Genomic DNA, 19,069 nt, shown 5'->3' with positions numbered 1-19,069 from the left:
AGGAGCACGCCCATGGACCGGCCGAGACTCGGAACGTCGGGGATCCGTGAAATCCACAACGGGACCAAAGGACTTCGACGCCGCCGTGCCGCGATCGCCGCGGGCGTCGCGGGAATTCTCGTCGGCACACTCGCCGGACCGACGTCTGCCTCCTCCGCCTCTGAAGCTGCGGGCGGACCTGCTTCCGTGGAGTGCCCAACCACCCTGACCGGAAAGGCCACTTGTTACACCGGGCAGGATTCCAACGGCGCCTATTACGCGATCGCCGTCCCGAAGGAATGGAACGGCTCGCTCGTGATGCACGCGCACGGAGGCCCCGACCTCGGCGCGGACTCCGACCCGGACCGCAGCATCGGCGATCTGGAACGCTGGTCGGTGATGGTCGACGAAGGCTACGCGTGGGCCGGCTCGTCGTATCGCCGCGGCGGCTACGGAACGCGGATGGCCGCCGCCGACACCGAGAATCTGCGCCGCCTGTTCGTCGAGGAGTTCGACAAGCCGAGGCGGACCTATGTGCACGGCCAGTCCTGGGGCGGCAACGTCGCCGCGAAGGTCGTGGAGACGTACGGCGCGAAGAAGCACGGCCCGTACGACGGCACCCTGCTCACCAACGGCGTGCTCGGCGGCGGCTCGCGCGGCTACGACTACCGCGTGGACCTGCGGGTGGTCTACCAGTACTACTGCCAGAACCACCCTCGTCCCACCGAGCCGCAGTACCCGCTGTGGGAGGGGCTGCGCGCGACCTCGACCATGACGAGCGCGGGGCTGCGGGCTCGCTTGCAGGAATGCACGGGATTCGACTCCCCCGCAGGGGAGCGGACCGCTCTGCAGCAGCGCAATCTGGACGACATCCTCGCGGTCACGGGTATTCCGGAGCGCACCCTGGAATCGCATCTGCGGTTCGCGACGTTCACCTTCCGCGACATCGTGCACACCCGGCTCGGCGGGCGAAATCCGTTCAGCAACAAGGGCGTTCGCTATTCCGGGTCCCATGACGACAAGGCTCTCAACGCGGGCGTCGAACGGTTCTCCGCGGAACCGACCGCCGTTCGCGATCTGTCGTACGACAGTGACCTCACGGGCAAGGTCTCGATTCCCGTCCTCACGCTCCACGCCATCGACGATCCGACGGCGTTCATCGAGCACGAGGCGGCCTACCGCGACAGCCTTCGGGGCTCGCACCGGGACAAGAAGCTCGTGCAGACCTTCACCCGGGAAAGCGAACACAGTGGGCTGAGCAATTCCGAGTACGCCAACTCCATCTTCGCTCTCAGCACTTGGGTACGCACCGGAAAGAAGCCGACGCCGAAGTCGCTCGCGGCATCCTGCGGTGCGTTCGACAAGAAGTACGGCACGGGCTGTTTCTACGACCCGGGTTTCTACCCCCGTTCGTACGCCACACGGGTCAACCCCCGCCCGGACGGGCTGCGTTGGCCTGCCATGACCGCCGCCCAGGAGAAGTCCTGGAGCCGGATCAACGGCGTGGGCATCGCCCCCTGAACGTGACGTGGCCCCTCGGGGCAACAGCTCCGCCTCCCGGCCGGCACGGATGGTGCCAACCGGGAGACGGAGCCTTAGGTGTGCGCTACGGCACGAGGACGATCCCGTGCACGTCCGTCATGAGCGACGCGAGCGGGCCGCGAACACCACACCGGCGCCCAGGGCGATCACCACGGCGGCGCCACCGGCGATCAGGCCGACCGGCGCGCCGGCGCCCGTCTCCGCCAGCGGCGGCGTGCTGTCACTGGACGACGGCTCCGGGGTGGTGGGCGGCTTCGACGACAGCGGCGGCACGTCCGGCGTCGTGGGAGGCGTCGCCGAGGGCTTGGGGGTGGGCGGCGGAGTCGTCTCCTCCGCGGGCGGAGTGCTGCCCGCGGGAGTCGACGGGGTCGGCTCCGAAGGGGTCGGGGTCGGGCTGGGCGAGTCCGGCGGGCTGTCGGCGCACTCCTTCTCGCCTCCGTTCCACGCCGCTATGAGGTGGTACGGAGTGTTGACGCCGTCGGGCTGGTAGGGAGCGGGGCCGTGCCCCTCGCCCGTCTTGCCGTCGTACGCGACGTCGTCGCCGTACAGGTCGATCTGGCCGTAGCAGTCGGGCACCTTCACGGCCAGCTTCTGCCAGGTCCGCTTCGCGTCGTCGTCACCGGCCACGTCATCGGCGGTGAGGTAGACGGTGGCCTTGTCCACCATGGTCTGGCGACCGGAAGTGGCCCAGTTCGGCCCCTCGGTGGTGTATTCGGCGAGGGAGACGGGGTACTTGCAGCCGTCCGCGACCTTCTGCCCGGGGGCCAGCCGGACCTCGACGGGCCCGGGGATGGTGTCCCAAGAACGGAATCCGCCCTGCGAGGTCCAGTCCTCGCCCACGACACCTCCGTCGGCGCCGACGAGACGGTACTGGACGGTGGCCGACTGGCACGTCCCGCCGGGCGTGGCGTTTGCGACGCCCGCCCCGAACACGGGCACGGCGGCGACTGCGAGGAAAGCGGACGCTGCGAGGGCAGCCGGAATTCTGGGTTGTTGCGAACGCGACAAAATGGGCCTCTGTGGATCGAAATGTGTGGGAGGTGGCTGAGCGCATGTGACCGACGCGGGAGGACGCAACGAAGGCGTGCGCGACCGAGTCACTCGCGCCACTTCACTCGCTTGAGACGCAGCGGAGTGGAGTGATCCGAATTCTTGTCACCTTTCACAACTCTCGTCAATCCTTCACGAGTTCACCATGTTCCGACTTGATCACGACTCGCGTTCCCAGGCCGGGAAGGGCGTGACACGAAGGTGGATCCCGAGGCGGGAGGGAGCTCCGGGGGCCCCGCGAGACCACACCGAAAGATGCGGCCCGGAAGCCGAATGATGCGAGAGGTATTGACGCTCCTGGTGAGGCTCCTATCATCCAAGACGTCCAACTGGCCGGTCGATGTTCGACTGCACGAACAAAGACTTGGCCGCAGCGGTTCATGCGCCCGCCGCACGAACCGGGCACGACAGCACCCGCATCACCGCATCACCCGTACCGGCAAGGCTCTCCCCACACGCCACTGTTCCGGACGAAGAGCGCACCTGGCGTTCGTGCGGCGAGCCCCGACCTCCCTTGGGAGCCCGCATGCCCGCACTCGTACACGGCTTACGCCCGCGCCATCACCACATCCACCACGCCCGTCGCGCGGCCATGGTCTTCCTGTTGGGCCTGGCGATGTCGCTGCTCGCCGTTCCCACGCGGTCGTACTCCGCTCCGCCTCCGAAGGAATCGGTGGTCGCGGCGCAACTTCCGAGCAGCTTCACGTGGTCGTCCAGCGGCCAGTTGATCTCCCCGAAGCCCGACGCGAGTCACCCCGTCGTCTCCGTCAAGGACCCGACGGTGGTCCAGGCGAACGGCAAGTGGCACGTCTTCATGACGACGGCGAACACGGCCGGTTCCTGGAGCCTGGCCTACACGAGCTTCACCGACTGGTCGGGGGCTTCGGCGGCCCCGCTCACGTACCTGGACACCAACCCCAACATCGGCACCGGTTACCGGGCCGCCCCACAGGTCTTCTACTTCGCGCCGAAGAACCTGTGGTACCTCGTCTACCAGACCGGCCCGCCCTCGTACTCCACGAGCACGAACCCGGGCAACCCGCAGAGCTGGTCGGCGCCCAGGACGTTCCAGAACGCCGCCCCGTCGGGCACGCTCGACTACTGGACCATCTGCGACAGCGCCATGTGCTACCTGTTCTCCGCGGACGACAACGGCCATGTGTACCGCTCCGAGACCAGCGTGGGCGAGTTCCCGGGCGGCTTCCGCAACACCCAACTCGTGCTCCAGGACTCCAAGTTCGCCCTGTTCGAGGGCGGCGCCGTCTACCGCGTACAGGGCACGAACACCCATCTGCTGCTGTGGGAGGCCTTCGCCGGCGACGGCAGGCGGTACTACCGCTCCTTCACGGCCCAGGGACTCACCGGCCAGTGGCAGCCGCTGGCGGCCACCGAGGCCAACCCGTTCGCCCGTGCCACCAACGTGACGTTCCCCTCCGGCGCCTGGACCAAGGACATCAGCCACGGCGAACTCGTCCGCGCCGGCAACGACCAGACCATGACGATCAACCCCTGTCGTCTGCAGTTCCTCTACCAGGGCCTCAACCCGTCGGCCGGCGGCGACTACTCCCAACTCCCCTATCGTCTCGGCCTGTTGACCCAGACGAACAGCACCTGCTGATCCGCCGCACCTCCTCGTCCCCCGCACAAGGAGAGCGTTCGACATGTCATGGCTCGAACAACCCCACAGTCGCCGGAAGGCACTGAGCGCGGCGAGCGGCCTGGTCGTAGGAGCCGCTCTGCCCGGCACCGCTGCCGCGCAGGCGGCGGCTCACACCTCGGCACGGAACTCCTCGGCCGCCGCGTCGTACACCAACCCCGTGCTCTGGCAGGACTTCGCGGACATCGACATCATCCGCGTCGGCAACGCCTACTACTACTCGGCCTCGACGATGCACTACTCACCGGGGGCGCCCATCCTCCGCTCGTACGACCTGGTCAACTGGGAGTTCGCCGGCCACTCGGTGCCGGTGCTGGACTTCGGGTCCAAGTACGACCTGAACGGCGCCCACGGCTATGTCAGGGGCATCTGGGCGTCGTCACTCGCCTACCGCCCGAGCAACCGGACGTTCTACTGGCTCGGCCAGATCGACTTCGCCAGGACGTACATCTACACCGCGACCGCCGTCGAGGGCCCCTGGAACAGACTCACCACCATCGGTACCGCGTACTACGACGCGGGGCTGCTCGTGGACACCGACGACACGCTGTACGTGGCGTACGGCAACACCACCATCAGCGTGGCCCAGCTCTCCGCGGACGGACGCACCCAGGTCCGCGCACAGCAGGTGTTCAGCACGCCGTCGAGTGTCGGCACCCTGGAGGGCTCACGCTTCTACAGGATCAACGGGAACCACTACATCTTCCTGACCCGCCCGGCCAACGGCCAGTACATCCTCAAGTCGACGAGCGGTCCCTTCGGGCCCTACACGATGCGGCAGGTGCTCCTCGACCTGCGCGGACCGGTCGCCGGCGGCGGGGTCCCGCACCAGGGCGGTCTCGTCCAGACACCGGGCGGGGCCTGGTACTACCTGGCGTTCGTGGACGCGTACCCCGGCGGCCGGATCCCCGTCCTGGCGCCGGTCACGTGGACCTCGGACGGCTGGCCCGTCGTGCAGTTGGTCGACGGAGCCTGGGGTGCGTCGTATCCCAGCCCCGTCGTCCCGGCCCCGCCCCGGCAGGTCACCCCGATGACCGGCGTCGACACGTTCGACGGAACGGCCCTCAAGCCGAAGTGGGAATGGAACCACAACCCGGACAACAGCCGATGGACCGTCGGCAACGGCCTGACCCTCAGGACCGCGACGGTCACCGACGATCTGTACTGGGCCCGGAACACACTCACCCACCGCATCCAGGGCCCAACGTCCACCGCCACGATCCAGCTCGACCACTCAACGATGCGCGACGGCGACCGGGCGGGGCTCGCGCTGCTGCGTGACTCGTCGGCGTGGATCGGCGTCAGGCGGGACGGCGGTGCGACGAGAGTCGTCATGGTCAACGGGCTGACGATGGACAGCAGTTGGAACACCACCGGCACCGGTACGGAGATGGCGAGCGCCAACGTCTCCGGGGGCCGCGTCTGGCTGCGCGCGAACGCCGACATCCGCCCCGGAGCAGCCCGGCCCGGGACCTTCTCCTACAGCACCGACGGCACCAACTTCGTCCGCCTGGGGCCCGTTTTCACCATGGGCAACAGCTGGCAGTTCTTCATGGGCTACCGATTCGCCCTCTTCGACTACGCCACTCAGGCGCTCGGCGGTTCGGTCCGCGTCGAGCGCTTCGAGCTGTCCGCGCCCTGACGGGCGCCCACCCGCCACCCGCATCCGCATCCGCATCCGCATCCGCATCCGACGACCGTACTGAGGAGAACCGTGAACCTTCTCAACCGGCTCAGCCGGCGCCGAGCCTCGGCATTGGGACTGCTGGCCGCCGCCGTCATGGTGGTACCCGGTACCGCGACCGCCGCGCCGCCCGAATCGCCCGACTCCCCCGAGGTCAAGGCCTCCACCCTGGGCACCCAAGCAGCCCAGACGGGGCGGTACTTCGGGACCGCGGTGGCCGCCGGAAAGCTCGGCGACGGGACGTACTCGACGATCCTCGACCGTGAGTTCAACTCGGTCACGCCCGAGAACGAGATGAAGTGGGACGCCACCGAGCGGACCCGCGGCTCGTTCACGTTCGGCCCCGCCGACCAGATCGTCAACCGCGCCACCGCACGCGGACAGCGCGTACGCGGCCACACACTCGTCTGGCACTCCCAACTGCCCGGCTGGGTCAGCGGCATCACGGACGCGAACACACTGCGCGGCGTGATGAACAACCACATCACCACGGTGATGAACCATTACAAGGGCAGGATCCACTCCTGGGACGTGGTGAACGAGGCGTTCGCCGACGGCACCGGCGGCCAGCACCGGCCCTCGGTGTTCCAGAACCTGCTGGGCGACGGCTTCATCGAGCAGGCCTTCCGCACCGCGCGGTCGGCCGACCCGGCGGCCAAGCTCTGCTACAACGACTACAACATCGAGAACTGGAGCGCCGCGAAGACCCAGGGTGTCTACCGCATGGTGCGCGACTTCAAGGCACGCGGCGTACCCATCGACTGCGTCGGTTTCCAGGCCCACTTCGGTACCGGCGGGCCGCCGTCCGACTTCCAGACCACGCTGGCGAACTTCGCCGCGCTCGGCGTGGACGTACAGATCACCGAACTGGACATCGCGCAGGCCCCGACGACCGCGTACGCGAACACGGTGAGGGCCTGCATGAGCGTGTCACGCTGTACGGGCATCACGGTCTGGGGCATCCGGGACAGCGACTCCTGGCGGGCCGGGGAGAACCCGCTGCTGTTCGACCGGAGCGGCAACAAGAAGCCCGCCTTCCAGTCGGCGCTGACCGCGCTGGGCGGCACCGCCGCCACGCGGACCGTGTCCGATGCCGCAGCGTTGCCCGGCAGCTACAGCTGGAGCTCCAGCGGCGTGCTGATGTCCCCGAAGCCGGACTCGACCCACAACATCGCCGGGCTCAAGGACCCGTCGGTCGTCTACCACAACGGCAGGTGGCACGTGTTCGCCAGCGTCGCGAGCGCGTCCGGCTACAACCTCGTGTACCTGAACTTCACCGACTGGTCCCAGGCCTCCTCGGCCACGCACCACTATCTGGACCGCAGCGCCATAGGCACCGGGTACCGGGCCGCGCCGCAGGTGTTCTACTTCGCTCCGCAGCGCACGTGGTACCTCGTCTACCAGACCGGCAACGCGTCGTACTCCACGAACACCGACATCAGCAATCCGAACGGCTGGAGCGCGCCGCGCCACTTCTACTCGTCGATGCCGGACATCATCCGCCAGAACATCGGCAGCGGCTACTGGGTGGACATGTGGGTGATCTGCGACAGCGCCAACTGCTACCTGTTCTCCTCCGACGACAACGGGCATCTCTACCGCTCGCAGACGACCCTGGGCCAGTTCCCGAACGGATTCACCAACACCGTCATCGCGGCCCAGGACTCCAACAAGTACGCCCTGTTCGAAGCGAGCAACGTCTACAAGGTGCAGGACACCAACCAGTACCTGTTGCTCGTGGAGGCGATCGGGTCGGACGGGCGGCGCTACTTCCGGTCCTGGACCGCCGGCAGCCTCGCCGGTTCGTGGTCTCCGCTGGCCGCGTCCGAGAGCAACCCGTTCGCCCGGGCCAACAACGTCGGCTTCCCCTCTGGGACTTGGACCAGGGACATCAGCCACGGTGAACTCGTCCGTGCCGGGAACGACCAGACCCTGGCCGTCAACTCCTGTCGGCTTCAGTACCTTTACCAGGGCAAGGACCCGGGCGCGGGCGGCGACTACAACAGTCTGCCGTGGCGGCTCGGCCTGCTCACCCAGACCAACTCGGCCTGTTGACCGACCGCGGGCCCCTGCGCAGGCGGGGGCCCGCACCTCCCGTACGGATCGCGACGGCGCCCCGCCCGTTCAGCCGTGGTCGTCGTTCAGTCGTGGTCCCCTTCCGGATCCACGTGCGGCATGATCCGGTCCAGCCAGCCCGGCGTCCACCAGGCGTGCCGCCCGAGCAGGGTCATGACGGCCGGAACGAGGAGCAGGCGTACGACAGTTGCGTCGATCAGCACGCTCACGGCCAGGCCGAGCCCGAGCATCTTGACGACGATGTTGTCGCTCACGATGAACGCGGCGAAGACGCTCACCATGATCAGGGCGGCGCAGGTGATGACACGCGCGGTGATCTCCAGGGCGTGGGCCACGCTGGCCTTCGCGTCCCCGGTGCGCGACCAGGCCTCGTGGACGCGCGACAGCAGGAAGATCTCGTAGTCCATGCTGAGGCCGAAGATGATGGCGAACATCATCATGGGTACGTAGCTCTCGATGGGCACCTTGCCCGACACGCCCAACGCAGGTCCGCCCCAGCCCCATTGGAAGACGGCGACGACCACGCCGTACGAGGCGGCGATGGACAGGACGTTGAGGACGGCAGCCTTGAGGGCGACCAGCAGTCCGCGAAAGACCATCAGGATGATGAGGAAGGCGAGGGCGACCACCACCGCGATGATCAGCGGGAGGCGCTCCGCGACGATGTCCCGGAAGTCGACCTGGGCGGCCGTGGTGCCCGTGACATAGCCCTTGGCGTCGGTGCCCGACACGGCCTGGGGCAGGGTCTCGTCGACCAGGCGGTTCGTCAGGTCGGTGGTGTCCGCGCTCTGCGGAGCCTCCTTGGAGTAGACCGTGCCCACCAGCACGTCACCGTCCTGGGTGGGCGTGAGCTGTGTGCTCGTGGCCGCGCCCTGCACATCGGTGAGGGACTTCTGCGCCTGTGTCGCCAGTGACGAACGCTGGTCGGACGGTACGGAGGTCTGGTCGATGACGACGGTCAACGGGCCGTTGGAGCCCGGCCCGAAGGCGTCCGACATGAGGTCGTAGGCCCGTCGGTCGGTGAACGACTTGGGGTCGGCGCCGTCGCCGATGTGGCCGAGCTGGATCGAGAGCACCGGGATCGCCAGGACTAGGACCGTGACGACTCCTCCGACCAGGAACCACCAGGGGCGTCGCTGCACACGCTGGGCGTAGCGGTGCCAGGTGCCCTCGACGGGCTCGCCCGGGGCGGCGTTCGTCTCCGCGACGGGGCGGCGCACCCGGTAACGGTCGATGCGATGGCCGATGAGCCCGAGCAGAGCGGGGACGAGGGTCAGCGCGCCGATGACAGCCGAGACGACCGTCACGGCCGCGGCCAGACCCAGCAGGCCGATGAAACTGACTCCGGAGACCGAGAGACCGGCCAGGGCGACGATCACCGTGCAGCCGGAGACGAGTACGGCCCGGCCACTGGTGGCGGTGGCCCGGCCCGCCGCGCGAACCGGGCCGTCGCCGTTCATGAGGTTCTGCCGGTGGCGGGTGATGAGGAACAGCGCGTAGTCGATGCCCACACCCAGGCCGATCATGGTGGCCAGCGTCGGGGACACCGTGGCGAAGGTGAAGGCCGCGGCCAGCAGCCCCAGGCAGGCCAGCCCTCCCACGGCGCTGATCAGGGCGGTCAGCAGGGGGATGCCCGCCGCGAGCACACTGCCGAAACCGACGAGCAGGACGACGATCGCCACCGCGAATCCGATCAGTTCGCTGATCCGGTCGTCGGGGGCGGGCCTGGCGAGTTCACCGAGGGGGCCGCCGTACTCGACTTCCACGCCCGCCGACCTCAGGGACTGCACCGAGCTGTCCACTCCGTCGAGGTACGAGTCGCCGAGTGTCGACGGCTGTACGTCGAAGCGGATGGTGATGTAGCCGGTCTTCCCGTCGCTGGACAGCGGGCCCACGTTCGGCGGCTGGGACTGGCCCGAGGACTGCGACGACTGCTGGGACGGGGCCGTCAACGGGTTCTGCGCCGAGAGTACGTGGGGAAGTTTCTGCAGGTCGGTGATCGTCTGGCCCATCTGCGAGCTCACCGACGTCAGCGACTGCTTGTCGTCGCGCAGCACGATCTGGCTGCTGTAGCCGCCCGCCGCCGGGTCGTGCTTCTTCAGTACGTCCAGGCCCTTCTCCGACTGGACACCGGGGAGCTGGAAGTCGTCCGAGTAGTCTCCGCCGAACGAGCGGTCCAGCACCTGCAGGGCGGCCAGCACGACCAGCCAGGCCACGATGACGATCACGAAGTGCCGGGCACACCACTCCCCCAGCCTGCGCAGCCGCCCGGGTGCACCCTGCCCGTCCCCCGTACGGGACCGCGTTGGCGACATGGGCTGCTCCCGCAGTGAATGATCACGATTTTCCCCATTAAACGATGCTTTGATCACGCCGTCATACGGAGCGTCGTATGGAGGCGGGAGGCCCGTCGAGTGCTCCAGGAGTCAGGAACCGTCGGCGGCTTCGGCGGCCAGCCACTCGTCGAGGGCGTCGAAGTCCGCGCCCGTCAGGCCCCGGCGGGGGTCGACCCGGTACAGCAGGGCGCGCCCTCGATGGTGCGCGGAGACCCAGGCCCGATCCGTGTCGGTGATCTCGTCGTCGACCCAGACGAACGCCCGGCCCGCTGCCCGGTCGACCAGGGCGCGGGTCTTCCAGTGCAGTCCGCGCCGCGCGTCCTGTTCGGCCTGCCCGTCGGCCTCCGCGTCGTCCGGCTCCGGCCAGGTCACGACGGCCAGTTCGGGGAGACCGAGCCGCGGGGCGACGGTCTCGTTCGCCTCGTCCATCCAGGTGGTGGCCCAGACCAGCTCGCACGGCAGAGCCGTCAAGCGGGGTCCGTGCGCGGGGTTGATCCTGGCCAGGAGCGGATTCTCGTCGGACCCCGCCGCGTCCGACCCATAGGTCGGATACCCGCCCGGGTACTGCCCCGATGCCGCCCCGAAGGGAATGAGCGGGCCGTCGACATCGAGGAAGAGCAGGGGCCGTTCCCCGGATCCGGTCATGACCGCAGGATAGTCGTCCTTCCGGTAAATCGTCGCACGACTATTCGCACTGTTTCCGTTTCATGGAGTCCATAAGGCGGATAGAGTCGACGCATGCCCAAGATTGAATCCACACCCCGCGTGGCCCTCAAGAAAATAACCCCCGATGTGTCCGGAGCAATGGGCGCGCTGCACGGCGCGGCCGTTTTGGCGGCGCAGGACGCCAAGGTCGAGCCGGAGCTCCTTGAGCTCATCCGGATTCGCGCCTCGCAGATCAACGGCTGCGCGTTCTGCATCGACATGCACACGAAGGACGCCCGCGCGCAGGGCGAGAGCGAGCAGCGCGTGTACGCGCTGAACGCCTGGCGGGAGACGCCCTTCTTCAGCGAACGGGAGTGCGCCGCGCTGGCGTTGACCGAGGCGGTGACGCTGGTGCACGACGGGCACGTCCCGGACGAGGTCTACGCGGAGGCAGCCGAGGTCTTCGACGAGGCACAGCTCGCGGCACTGATCTGGGCGGCCACCGTCATCAACGCGTACAACCGCATCGCCATCGCGACACGGATGGTTCCGGGCGCTTATCAGCCTGCCCAGAAAAAGGCGTGAGCGATCCCGGTGATCCCCGTGATCCCCAAGAAGTGATCTCCGAAATTTACTGAATCCGGATATGGATAATCGCGCCGGGCCGAATACTTTCGGTCCGGCGCGAACCTTTCCCCTATTTATCGGATTCTTTATCGGATCAGGCGGCGGGCAGGGGCTCCAACAGGCCGTCGAGCCATTCCCGCCATTCCTTGGCGAAGAGGTCCTGACCCGCTTCCATGGGCCGGCCCTCCCAGCCGATCACCGGCCGGATTCCGTGCAGGGCGTTCACCAGCCACACCTCCCGCCCGGCGAGCTGCTCCAGGGTCCGCTCGCGGTGGGCCATCCGGATTCCGCTGTGCACGGCCCGCTCCTGGATGAGGCCGGTGGTGACGCCCGCCAGGATCGGCAGTTGCTGCGGGGGCAGGCACAGGGTGTCGTCCTCCCACCACAGCACGCTGGAGGTCGCCCCCTCCAGCACCAGGCCCGAGGGGGCGATCAGTACCGCCTCCTCCGCGCCCTGTCCCCTCGCCCGCTGCCGGACCCGGGCCAGCACGTCCAGGTCCGGTCCCTTGCGTCGTGGCACGGTTCTCGGGTCCGGCTGGCCGGCCGCCCACACGCGTACGTCCGGAGCGATCTGCGGCGCGTATCGCAGGAGCAGCCGCAACTGGAGGGAGCCGGCGACGAGTTCGACGCGCGGAAACCACGATCCCGTGCGGGGCAGCGCGGCCGTCATGTCCCGCCAGAACTCGTCGAGTTGGTCGGGGGACGGACCTCCGCAGTCGCCGCAGGACCGCAGGAACCGCTCCCGGTGCCGGTCGAGACCACGCACCTGTCCGTCCCGGACGAGCCAGGAGTCCGCGACCAGCAGCTGTGTGTCGGCCGCCAGGCCGGCGATCAGGCCACGGCCGGGCATCCACGCCAACAGCCCCTCTGCGGTTGCCGGTTGTGTCATCAAGATACTCTCCCCTCTCAGTACGTCCGTCAGTACGGCCGGTGCTTGAAGGTGCTCCGGTCAGTACTTCCGTCCGGCGCTCGCCGGTGATCCGTGCCTGGGACCGTACGGTGCGTGTTCCAACCAGGCCCCGCACCAGGGCAGTACGGGTGCCAGGGCCGCCGCGGCCCACTGTTTCGCCCGTACGGTCCGACGGCTGGGCCGCAGATGGTCAAGAGCGGCGCCGGCCGCCGCGCTGTTGAACAGGGCCGCCGCCCGCCGGGCCGCCGCGAACTCGGCGACCGCCTCCGTGGTGCCGGCGGCCACGGCAGCCGCTGCCGCCGCCGCGTCCGCGATGCCGCTGTTCATGCCGCGGGCGCCGAAGGGCGGGAAGAGGTGGGCCGCCTCACCGACGAGCAGCACGCGATGCTCCTCGTCGGTGAAGGTCGCCGCGACCTTGCGGAGGAAGTGGTACGTCGACACCCACAGGATCCGGTCGGCGTACCCCTCCCCCACGACCGCGGGCAGCCACTGCCGTACCGCCTCCTCGGTGCCGTAGGACTCCTGTGCGTCGTCGTCACGGCACTGCAGGTCGACCTGGAAGCCGCCGGTGAACGGCACGCGCATGACGCTGCGGCCGCCGACGCCGGGGTGCTCGTAGTGGAAGACCCGCTCCAGCGGCAGGTCGGCGCCCGGGATGTCGGACACGTCCACCACGACGTGGAAGCCCTCCGAACGGGTGCCCTCCATGGGGATGTCAAGCTCGCGCCGGACCGCCGAGCGGGCTCCGTCGGCGGCGATGACATGGGTGCCCGTCCAGCCGCGCCCGTCCTCGCTGCTCACCGCGACTGAGGAGTCGGTGACCTTGGCCCCCGTCACGCGCGCGCCCCAGGCGAAGTCCACCCCGGCCGACTCGCAGGCCGCGAGCAGGAACCGCTCGGTGTCCACCTGGCGCAGACTCGTGAACGGGGGCGGGAAGGACGGCGGCGGGAACGACTTGGCGTACACCTCGCGGCCCCGGTACAGGGTCCGTCTGGTCTGCCAGGTCCGTCCGTACGACGTGATGTGGGCGGCCAGCCCGGGTCGCATCCCTTCGAGCAGTTGCAGGGTCTCCTTGTGGACGAACAGGGCGCGGCTGCCCGGCCGTTCGCGTCCCTGCGGGTCCGCTTCCACGAGGGTGACCGGGAGTCCGTGGGCGCGCAGGCCGAGTGCGGCCGACATGCCCACGGGCCCCGCGCCCACGACGATGACAGGGCTCACGTCAGGCGCCACCGGGATGCTCGGCGGTGGCGGTCGCGCTCTCGGTGAGCATGCGGGTGATCTCCACCCGCTTGACCTTCCAGGTGGAGGTCATCGGCAGTTCGTCGAAGCGCCACTGCCGCGGGTAGGTCATCTTGGGGAGGTCGGCGGTCGCCTCGTGCCAGCGTTGCAGGTCGAGGGGCTGTTCGCCCCGGACGACCACCACCGGTACCGGCTCGCGGTCGACGCCGGGCACGATGACGACCTCCCGCAGTTCGTCGAGGCGGGACATCAAGGTGTCCTCGATCTCCAGGTTGCTGTGCACGGAGTCGATCTGGTCGATCTCACGGTCGATCAGATAGAGCGCGCCCCACCGGTTCCGGTAGCCCATGTCGCCCATCTGCCACCAGCCGTCGCCCAGTTGACGGTCGTACTGGTCCTGGGCGCCGAGGTAGGTGAGAATCCGGCCCCTGGTGCGGGCCTCGATACGGCCCGCTGTACCCGGCTGGGTGCGCCGTCCCTCGCTGTCGGCGATCCGGACCCGGGTGAAGCCGGGGATGCCGATGCCGACGCGGCGGCCGTCCGCCCTGGCCGCGCTGCGGCGCGTGTACCACTGGAAGGCGACCGGGCCCGTCTCGCTCTGCCCGTACAACTGCATCAGCCAGGGCGAGCGCCGGTTCGACGCGCCGAGCAGCCGCTGCACGGTACGCGGGTGGATCGCGTCGAAGGTGCTGCCGTACGAGCGGACGCGGGCCAGCGGTGCGCCGGGGGCGTCGGCCAACTCCTCCCACAGGACAAAGGTGTTGGGGTGGGTTTCGACGATGCCGGGGCGGTGCCGGGCGAGCAGCGGGCCGGCGGCAGCGGGCTCGGGGTCGGTGATGAACAGCAGTGGGCTGCCGAAGTGCAGCAGTACGCCGAGCAGGTGGTAGAAGCGCGAGTGCACGAAGGACATGTGCAGCGCGGCCGTCTCGCCGCGGGTGGGCCAGCCCATGGCCTTCTGCGGTACGAGCCGGTTCCACATGGTGTTCGGGCAGTGCACGGCGAGCTTGGGGGTGCCGGTCGTGCCCGAGCTGTGGGTGATCAGCGCGGGTTCGCGCGGGTGCAGCCGGACGGGCCCGTGGGGCGGGGCGCCGGCGTACTTGTCCAGCGGGACCGCTCCGGGCGCGTCGTCCACGCTGAGGGTCTGCCGGACGAGCCGGGCGACGTCGATGTCCTGGAGCGGTCCGGTGAGTTTCGCCCGGTCGGTGACCAGCCAGGGCTCGCGGAGCCGCTTCAGGAGCCGGGCGACGACGGGACCCTCAAGGCCTGGTGAGAGGAGGACGGGGACTGCGCCGATCCGGGAGACGGCACAGGTCAGCAGGACGATGTCGACGTTGTCCGTCTTGTGGACGACGACCTGCTCCGAGGGCCGGACACCTGACTCCCACAACCGCCCGGACAGGTCCTCGACCAGGGCGGCCAGCACCGGGTAGCTGAGGTCGAGACCGAGGTCGGGGCTGACGTCCAGTGGCCGGTCCAGGGTGACCGGGACGGCTCCGTGCCGGGCGGCGGCCTGCTGGAACATCGGGCCGAGGTAGAACCCGCGATCGGAGAGCGGGGACTGCGGCTGTGGCATGTGCCCTTTCCTTTCTGAGGTGTTCGCGATCACGGCCACGGTCACCACGCGCCCTGGCGTACGAGGTGGCGGCGGAGCTTGCCGGTCGGGGTGCGGGGCAGTGACGGCACGACGTGGACGGTTCGGGGGGCCTTGAAGGCGGCGAGGTGTTCGCGGGCCAGGCCGATGAGTTCGGCCTCCAGACCGGACCGGCTCGCCGCGAAGGTGGGAGCCGTCGAGGGCGACACGCCGATGACGACGTAGGCCCGCAGAGCGGTTGCGCCGCGCTCGTCGGTGACGGCCGCCACGGCGACCTCGCGTACCGCCGGATGCTTGCGCAGCACGGCCTCGACCTCCAGCGGGGAGACGGTGATGCCGCCGACCAGCTCCATGTCGTCGGTGCGGCCCAAGTGCCGGTAGGTGCCGTCCGGTTCGCGTCGCGCGCGGTCCCGGGTGTTGAGCCAGCCGTCGACGAGGACACGGTCCGTCTCCCCGGGCAGGTTCAGGTAGCCGGTCGTCAACGTCGGCCCCTTGACCCAGAGTTCGCCCTCCGAGCCGTCCGGCACCGGGTGTCCCGCGCGGTCGCGCAGCTCCACGTCGAAGCCGGGGACCGGGCGGCCGACGGTGCCCGGGGTATTGGCGTCGAAGCTGTTGGCGCAGAAGGCGTGCCCGGCCTCGGTCGAGCCGATCTGTTCCAGGACGGGCGCGCCGAGCAGTTCGGTGACGCGCTCGCCGAGTCCTGCGGGCATGCCCTCTCCGGCCGACACCGCCGCGCGTACGGAGGCGAAGCAGGCGGCGTGTCCGTCGGCCCGGTCGGCGACCAGGGCTGCGTACGCCGAGGGGACGGAGTAGAGCAGGGTCACCCGGTGGCGGGCGACGAGTTCGTCCACCGCGGCGGGCGAGGGGCGCCGGTCGACCAGTACGGCGGAGGACCCCGAGAAGAGCGGGAAGACGAAGGCGTTGCCGAAGCCGTACGCGAAGAAGAGCTTCGACACCGAGAGGGTCACGTCGTCGGGGGTGATGCGCAGCAGCCGGTCGCCGATGAGTTCGTGGTACGTCCCCGGGTCGCCGTGGCAGTGCACAACTCCCTTGGGAGTGCCGGTCGTTCCGGAGGTGTACTGGATGTAGAGCGGGGTGCGCGGTCCGGCCGGGTGGGCGCCGGTGGTCGGCGGTGTGCTGCGGGTGAGCGCGACGAGCTGGTCGGCGCCCAGCCGGGTCCGGCCCGCGAACCGCTCCTCCAGTCCGGGCCCGGTCACACACAGGGCGGCTCCGGCGTCCTCGGCGATGAACTCGTGGTCGGCGGCGGGCAGTTCGGGATTGACGAGGACCGCGACCGCGCCGAGCCTGGCGGTGGCCAGGAACGCCGTGACCCAGGCGAGGGAGTCGGGCAGCGCGAGCAGCACCCGGTCGCCGGGGCAGACACCGTGGTCGGCGAGCACGCTCGCCGCGCGGGCGGCGAGGTCGTGCACCTCGCCGTGGGTCCAGGCCCGGTGGCCCTGGTGGAAGGCGGGCCGGTCGGTCCAGCCCTGGCCCTCGGCCAGTGCGGCCAGCCCGGAGGACAGGTTCCCGGCCTCGGTCTCGGTGACATAGGCCGTGTCGGTGGTGCTCGGAGCGGAGGTCGTGGGCGTCATCGGATCTGCTCCTGCAGGGAGACCGGCTCGGCGGTCGTGGACTCGCGGAGGGCGCGTAACTGCGCGGCGGTCTTCAGCAGCATCTCGTCGTACTCCGTTTCGGGATCGGAGCCGAGGACGATGGCGCCGCCGGCTCCCAGGTGCATCCGACCGCCGGTGAAGACGGCAGTGCGGATGACGATGTTGAGGTCGGCTCCACCGCTGCAGCCGAGATAGCCGATGGCTCCGGAGTAGACCCCGCGGGCGGCGGTCTCCAGTGAGTCGATGATCTCCATCGTGCGCAGCTTCGGCGCTCCGGTCATCGAGCCGCCGGGGAAGCAGGCGCGTACGCAGTCCACGGCTTCCGTGCCTTCGCGGAGACGGCCCTCGACGGTGGAGACCAGTTGGTGCACGGTGGCGTAGGTCTCCGTGGCCATGAGGCGCGGCACCCGGACCGTGCCGGTCTCGCAGACCCGGCCCAGGTCGTTGCGGAGCAGGTCGACGATCATCAGGTTCTCGGCGCGGGTCTTGGCGTCCGCGGCGAGCGAGTCCCTCAGCCGGGCGTCCTCCTCCGGCCGGTCGCCGCGGGGCGCGGTGCCCTTGATGGGCTTGGCCTCGGCGACGCCGTCCCGGGTGATCCGCAGGAAGCGTTCGGGGGACGCGCCGGCCACGGTCAGGTCACCGAACTGCAGGAAGGCCGCGTAGGGCGCCGGGTTGATGCGCCGGAGCACCCGGTAGTAGGCCAACGGGTCGGGGGGCGCGGGTAATTCGGCGGCGTTGGTCAGACAGATCTCGTAGCTCGTGCCGGCGTTCAGCTCGCGCTTGCACGCCGCGATGTCGGCGAGATAGGTCTCGCGGTCGCGCACCAGCCAGGGTTCGGCGGCGTGCAGATCGGGCTCGGACGCGGCCGGCGGGGTCACGGTGGGCCCGGCCGCCGACACGAAGCTCAGCTGCGCCACCGCGCTGTCGAGCCAGTCGGCGGCGCCCCGCGCGCCCTGCGGGGTGTTCTCGGCCAGGCAGACGGCATAGGTGAAGCCGTCCTGGTGGTCGACCGCGATCAGCCGGTCGGCGAAGAGCCAGGAGGCGTCCGGGGTGTCGGCCCGGTGCCGGTTCGGCGAGCCGCAGTCGGCCTTGAGCTCGTATCCGAAGTAGCCGACGTATCCGCCGGTGAAGTCGAAGGGCAGCTCGCCGGCGTCCACCCGGCGGGTCGCCAACTGCCGTTTCAGATAGTCGAAGACGCTGGCCCGCACCTTGCGCGGGGGCCGCCCGGGGCGCTCGACCTCACAGACACCGGACTCGACGTCGTACCGTACGAACTCGGCCAGCGGACCGGTGCCGTCGCCGAAGAACGAGAAGCGGGACTGCCCCTCCTCGACCCGTGAACTGTCCAGCCAGAACGCCCTGGGCGCGTCGGCGCACATCCGGGTGAAGGCCGTCTCGGTGTCCACGGCCGTCGCGATCCGGCGGGTGTGCAGCCGGTATCCGACGGGCGCGGACCGCCGGGGGCGGGGTACGAACGCCTTGGCGGCGCCTGCGGTACGGGGCTCCCGTGTACGGGACTTGGTCAGGCGGACCCCTCGACTGCGCGCCGCCGTGAGGCCCCGGAAGTTCAGGAACAGCCGGTGGCCGTACTCGGTGAGGATCGACTCGGGGTGGAACTGCACACCCCACAGCGGCCGGGTGCGGTGCCGCAGCCCCATCAGGACGCCGTCCTCGGCCCAGGCGGTGCCCTTGAGGCTCGCCGGCAGCGGTTCCCGTACGGCGAGCGAGTGGTAGCGGACCGCAGTGAAGTCCTGCGGAAGTCCGCTGAACAGGCCCTCGCCCGTGTGCCGGATTCTGGACAGATGGCCGTGCCGGGGCTCCTGTGCGGCCACCACCCGGGCACTCTCACCGGCCGCGATGCCCTGGTGTCCGAGGCAGACGCCGAGGACGGGGATCGAGGACTCGGCGAGCACCGTGGCGCTGATGCCGAAGTCGCGTGCCCGAGCGGGGTGTCCCGGTCCCGGGGACACCACGACGTTGTCGAACCCCCGGAGGTCCGGAAGATCGTCGGCCGAGGCGTCATTGAGGATCACCACTGGCTCCTGGCCGTTGACCTCGGCAATCAGCTGGAACAAGTTGTATGTGTACGAGTCATAATTGTCGATGAGCAGGGTCTTCAC

Annotated in this window: 13 protein-coding genes; 5 read left to right on the top strand and 8 right to left on the bottom strand. The window is 69.4% G+C overall.

The features are described 5' to 3' along the window. The first annotated feature begins 12 nt into the window (after positions 1–12). Positions 13–1,500, top strand: a complete 1,488-nt coding sequence (locus QF035_RS50010) for a hypothetical protein (protein WP_307529244.1) — start codon at positions 13–15, stop codon at positions 1,498–1,500. A 117-nt stretch (positions 1,501–1,617) separates the two neighbouring features. Here QF035_RS50010 and QF035_RS50005 read toward each other — a convergent pair whose 3' ends face one another. Beyond that, complete coding sequence (locus QF035_RS50005; RefSeq protein WP_307529242.1) at positions 1,618–2,460, bottom strand: hypothetical protein; 843 nt, start codon at positions 2,458–2,460, stop codon at positions 1,618–1,620. 637 nt (positions 2,461–3,097) lie between these two features. Between QF035_RS50005 and QF035_RS50000 the strand changes: the two genes are divergently transcribed. From QF035_RS50000 to QF035_RS49990, 3 genes are all read left to right on the top strand, one after another. Then, entirely contained in the window at positions 3,098–4,189 is a 1,092-nt protein-coding gene (locus QF035_RS50000) for a non-reducing end alpha-L-arabinofuranosidase family hydrolase (protein ID WP_307529240.1), read from the top strand. A 43-nt stretch (positions 4,190–4,232) separates the two neighbouring features. Continuing rightward, on the top strand, positions 4,233–5,870 hold the full coding sequence (locus tag QF035_RS49995) for a glycoside hydrolase family 43 protein (protein WP_307529238.1): 1,638 nt from the start codon (positions 4,233–4,235) through the stop codon (positions 5,868–5,870). A 72-nt stretch (positions 5,871–5,942) separates the two neighbouring features. Beyond that, a complete protein-coding gene (locus QF035_RS49990; RefSeq protein WP_307529237.1) occupies positions 5,943–7,967 on the top strand; it encodes a non-reducing end alpha-L-arabinofuranosidase family hydrolase in 2,025 nt (674 codons plus the stop codon). Positions 7,968–8,053: 86 nt separating this feature from the next. On the opposite strand, the gene QF035_RS49985 is transcribed toward QF035_RS49990, so the two are convergent. Further along, on the bottom strand, positions 8,054–10,303 hold the full coding sequence (locus QF035_RS49985; protein WP_307529235.1) for an MMPL family transporter: 2,250 nt from the start codon (positions 10,301–10,303) through the stop codon (positions 8,054–8,056). Positions 10,304–10,414: 111 nt separating this feature from the next. Further along, positions 10,415–10,969, bottom strand: coding sequence for an HAD domain-containing protein (locus QF035_RS49980; protein WP_307529233.1), 555 nt, complete (start codon positions 10,967–10,969; stop codon positions 10,415–10,417). A 93-nt stretch (positions 10,970–11,062) separates the two neighbouring features. Between QF035_RS49980 and QF035_RS49975 the strand changes: the two genes are divergently transcribed. After that, positions 11,063–11,554, top strand: a complete 492-nt coding sequence (locus QF035_RS49975) for a carboxymuconolactone decarboxylase family protein (protein ID WP_307529230.1) — start codon at positions 11,063–11,065, stop codon at positions 11,552–11,554. 136 nt (positions 11,555–11,690) lie between these two features. Here the strand turns inward: QF035_RS49975 and QF035_RS49970 are convergent, their stop codons facing one another. From QF035_RS49970 to pabB, 5 genes are read right to left on the bottom strand one after another with little or no spacing between them, the layout of a single operon-like run. Further along, positions 11,691–12,485, bottom strand: a complete 795-nt coding sequence (locus QF035_RS49970) for an aminotransferase class IV (protein ID WP_307529229.1) — start codon at positions 12,483–12,485, stop codon at positions 11,691–11,693. 60 nt (positions 12,486–12,545) lie between these two features. After that, positions 12,546–13,724, bottom strand: a complete 1,179-nt coding sequence (locus tag QF035_RS49965; RefSeq protein ID WP_307529228.1) for an FAD-dependent monooxygenase — start codon at positions 13,722–13,724, stop codon at positions 12,546–12,548. A 1-nt stretch (position 13,725) separates the two neighbouring features. Beyond that, on the bottom strand, positions 13,726–15,318 hold the full coding sequence (locus QF035_RS49960; protein WP_307529226.1) for a class I adenylate-forming enzyme family protein: 1,593 nt from the start codon (positions 15,316–15,318) through the stop codon (positions 13,726–13,728). Between the two features lie 41 nt (positions 15,319–15,359). Then, the gene (locus QF035_RS49955) at positions 15,360–16,928 is read right to left on the bottom strand and encodes an AMP-binding protein (RefSeq protein ID WP_307529224.1); all 1,569 of its coding nucleotides are present in this window, start codon (positions 16,926–16,928) and stop codon (positions 15,360–15,362) included. Further along, positions 16,925–19,069 (bottom strand): aminodeoxychorismate synthase component I, encoded by a 2,145-nt coding sequence (gene pabB, locus QF035_RS49950; protein WP_307529222.1) that lies wholly within the window; start codon positions 19,067–19,069, stop codon positions 16,925–16,927. Before pabB ends, QF035_RS49955 begins: the two co-directional genes overlap by 4 nt.

It is taken from the genome of Streptomyces umbrinus, from assembly GCF_030817415.1.
In the GTDB taxonomy this organism is placed as follows: Bacteria; Actinomycetota; Actinomycetes; order Streptomycetales; family Streptomycetaceae; genus Streptomyces; species Streptomyces umbrinus_A.
This window is presented reverse-complemented; position numbering and strand designations above follow the sequence as displayed.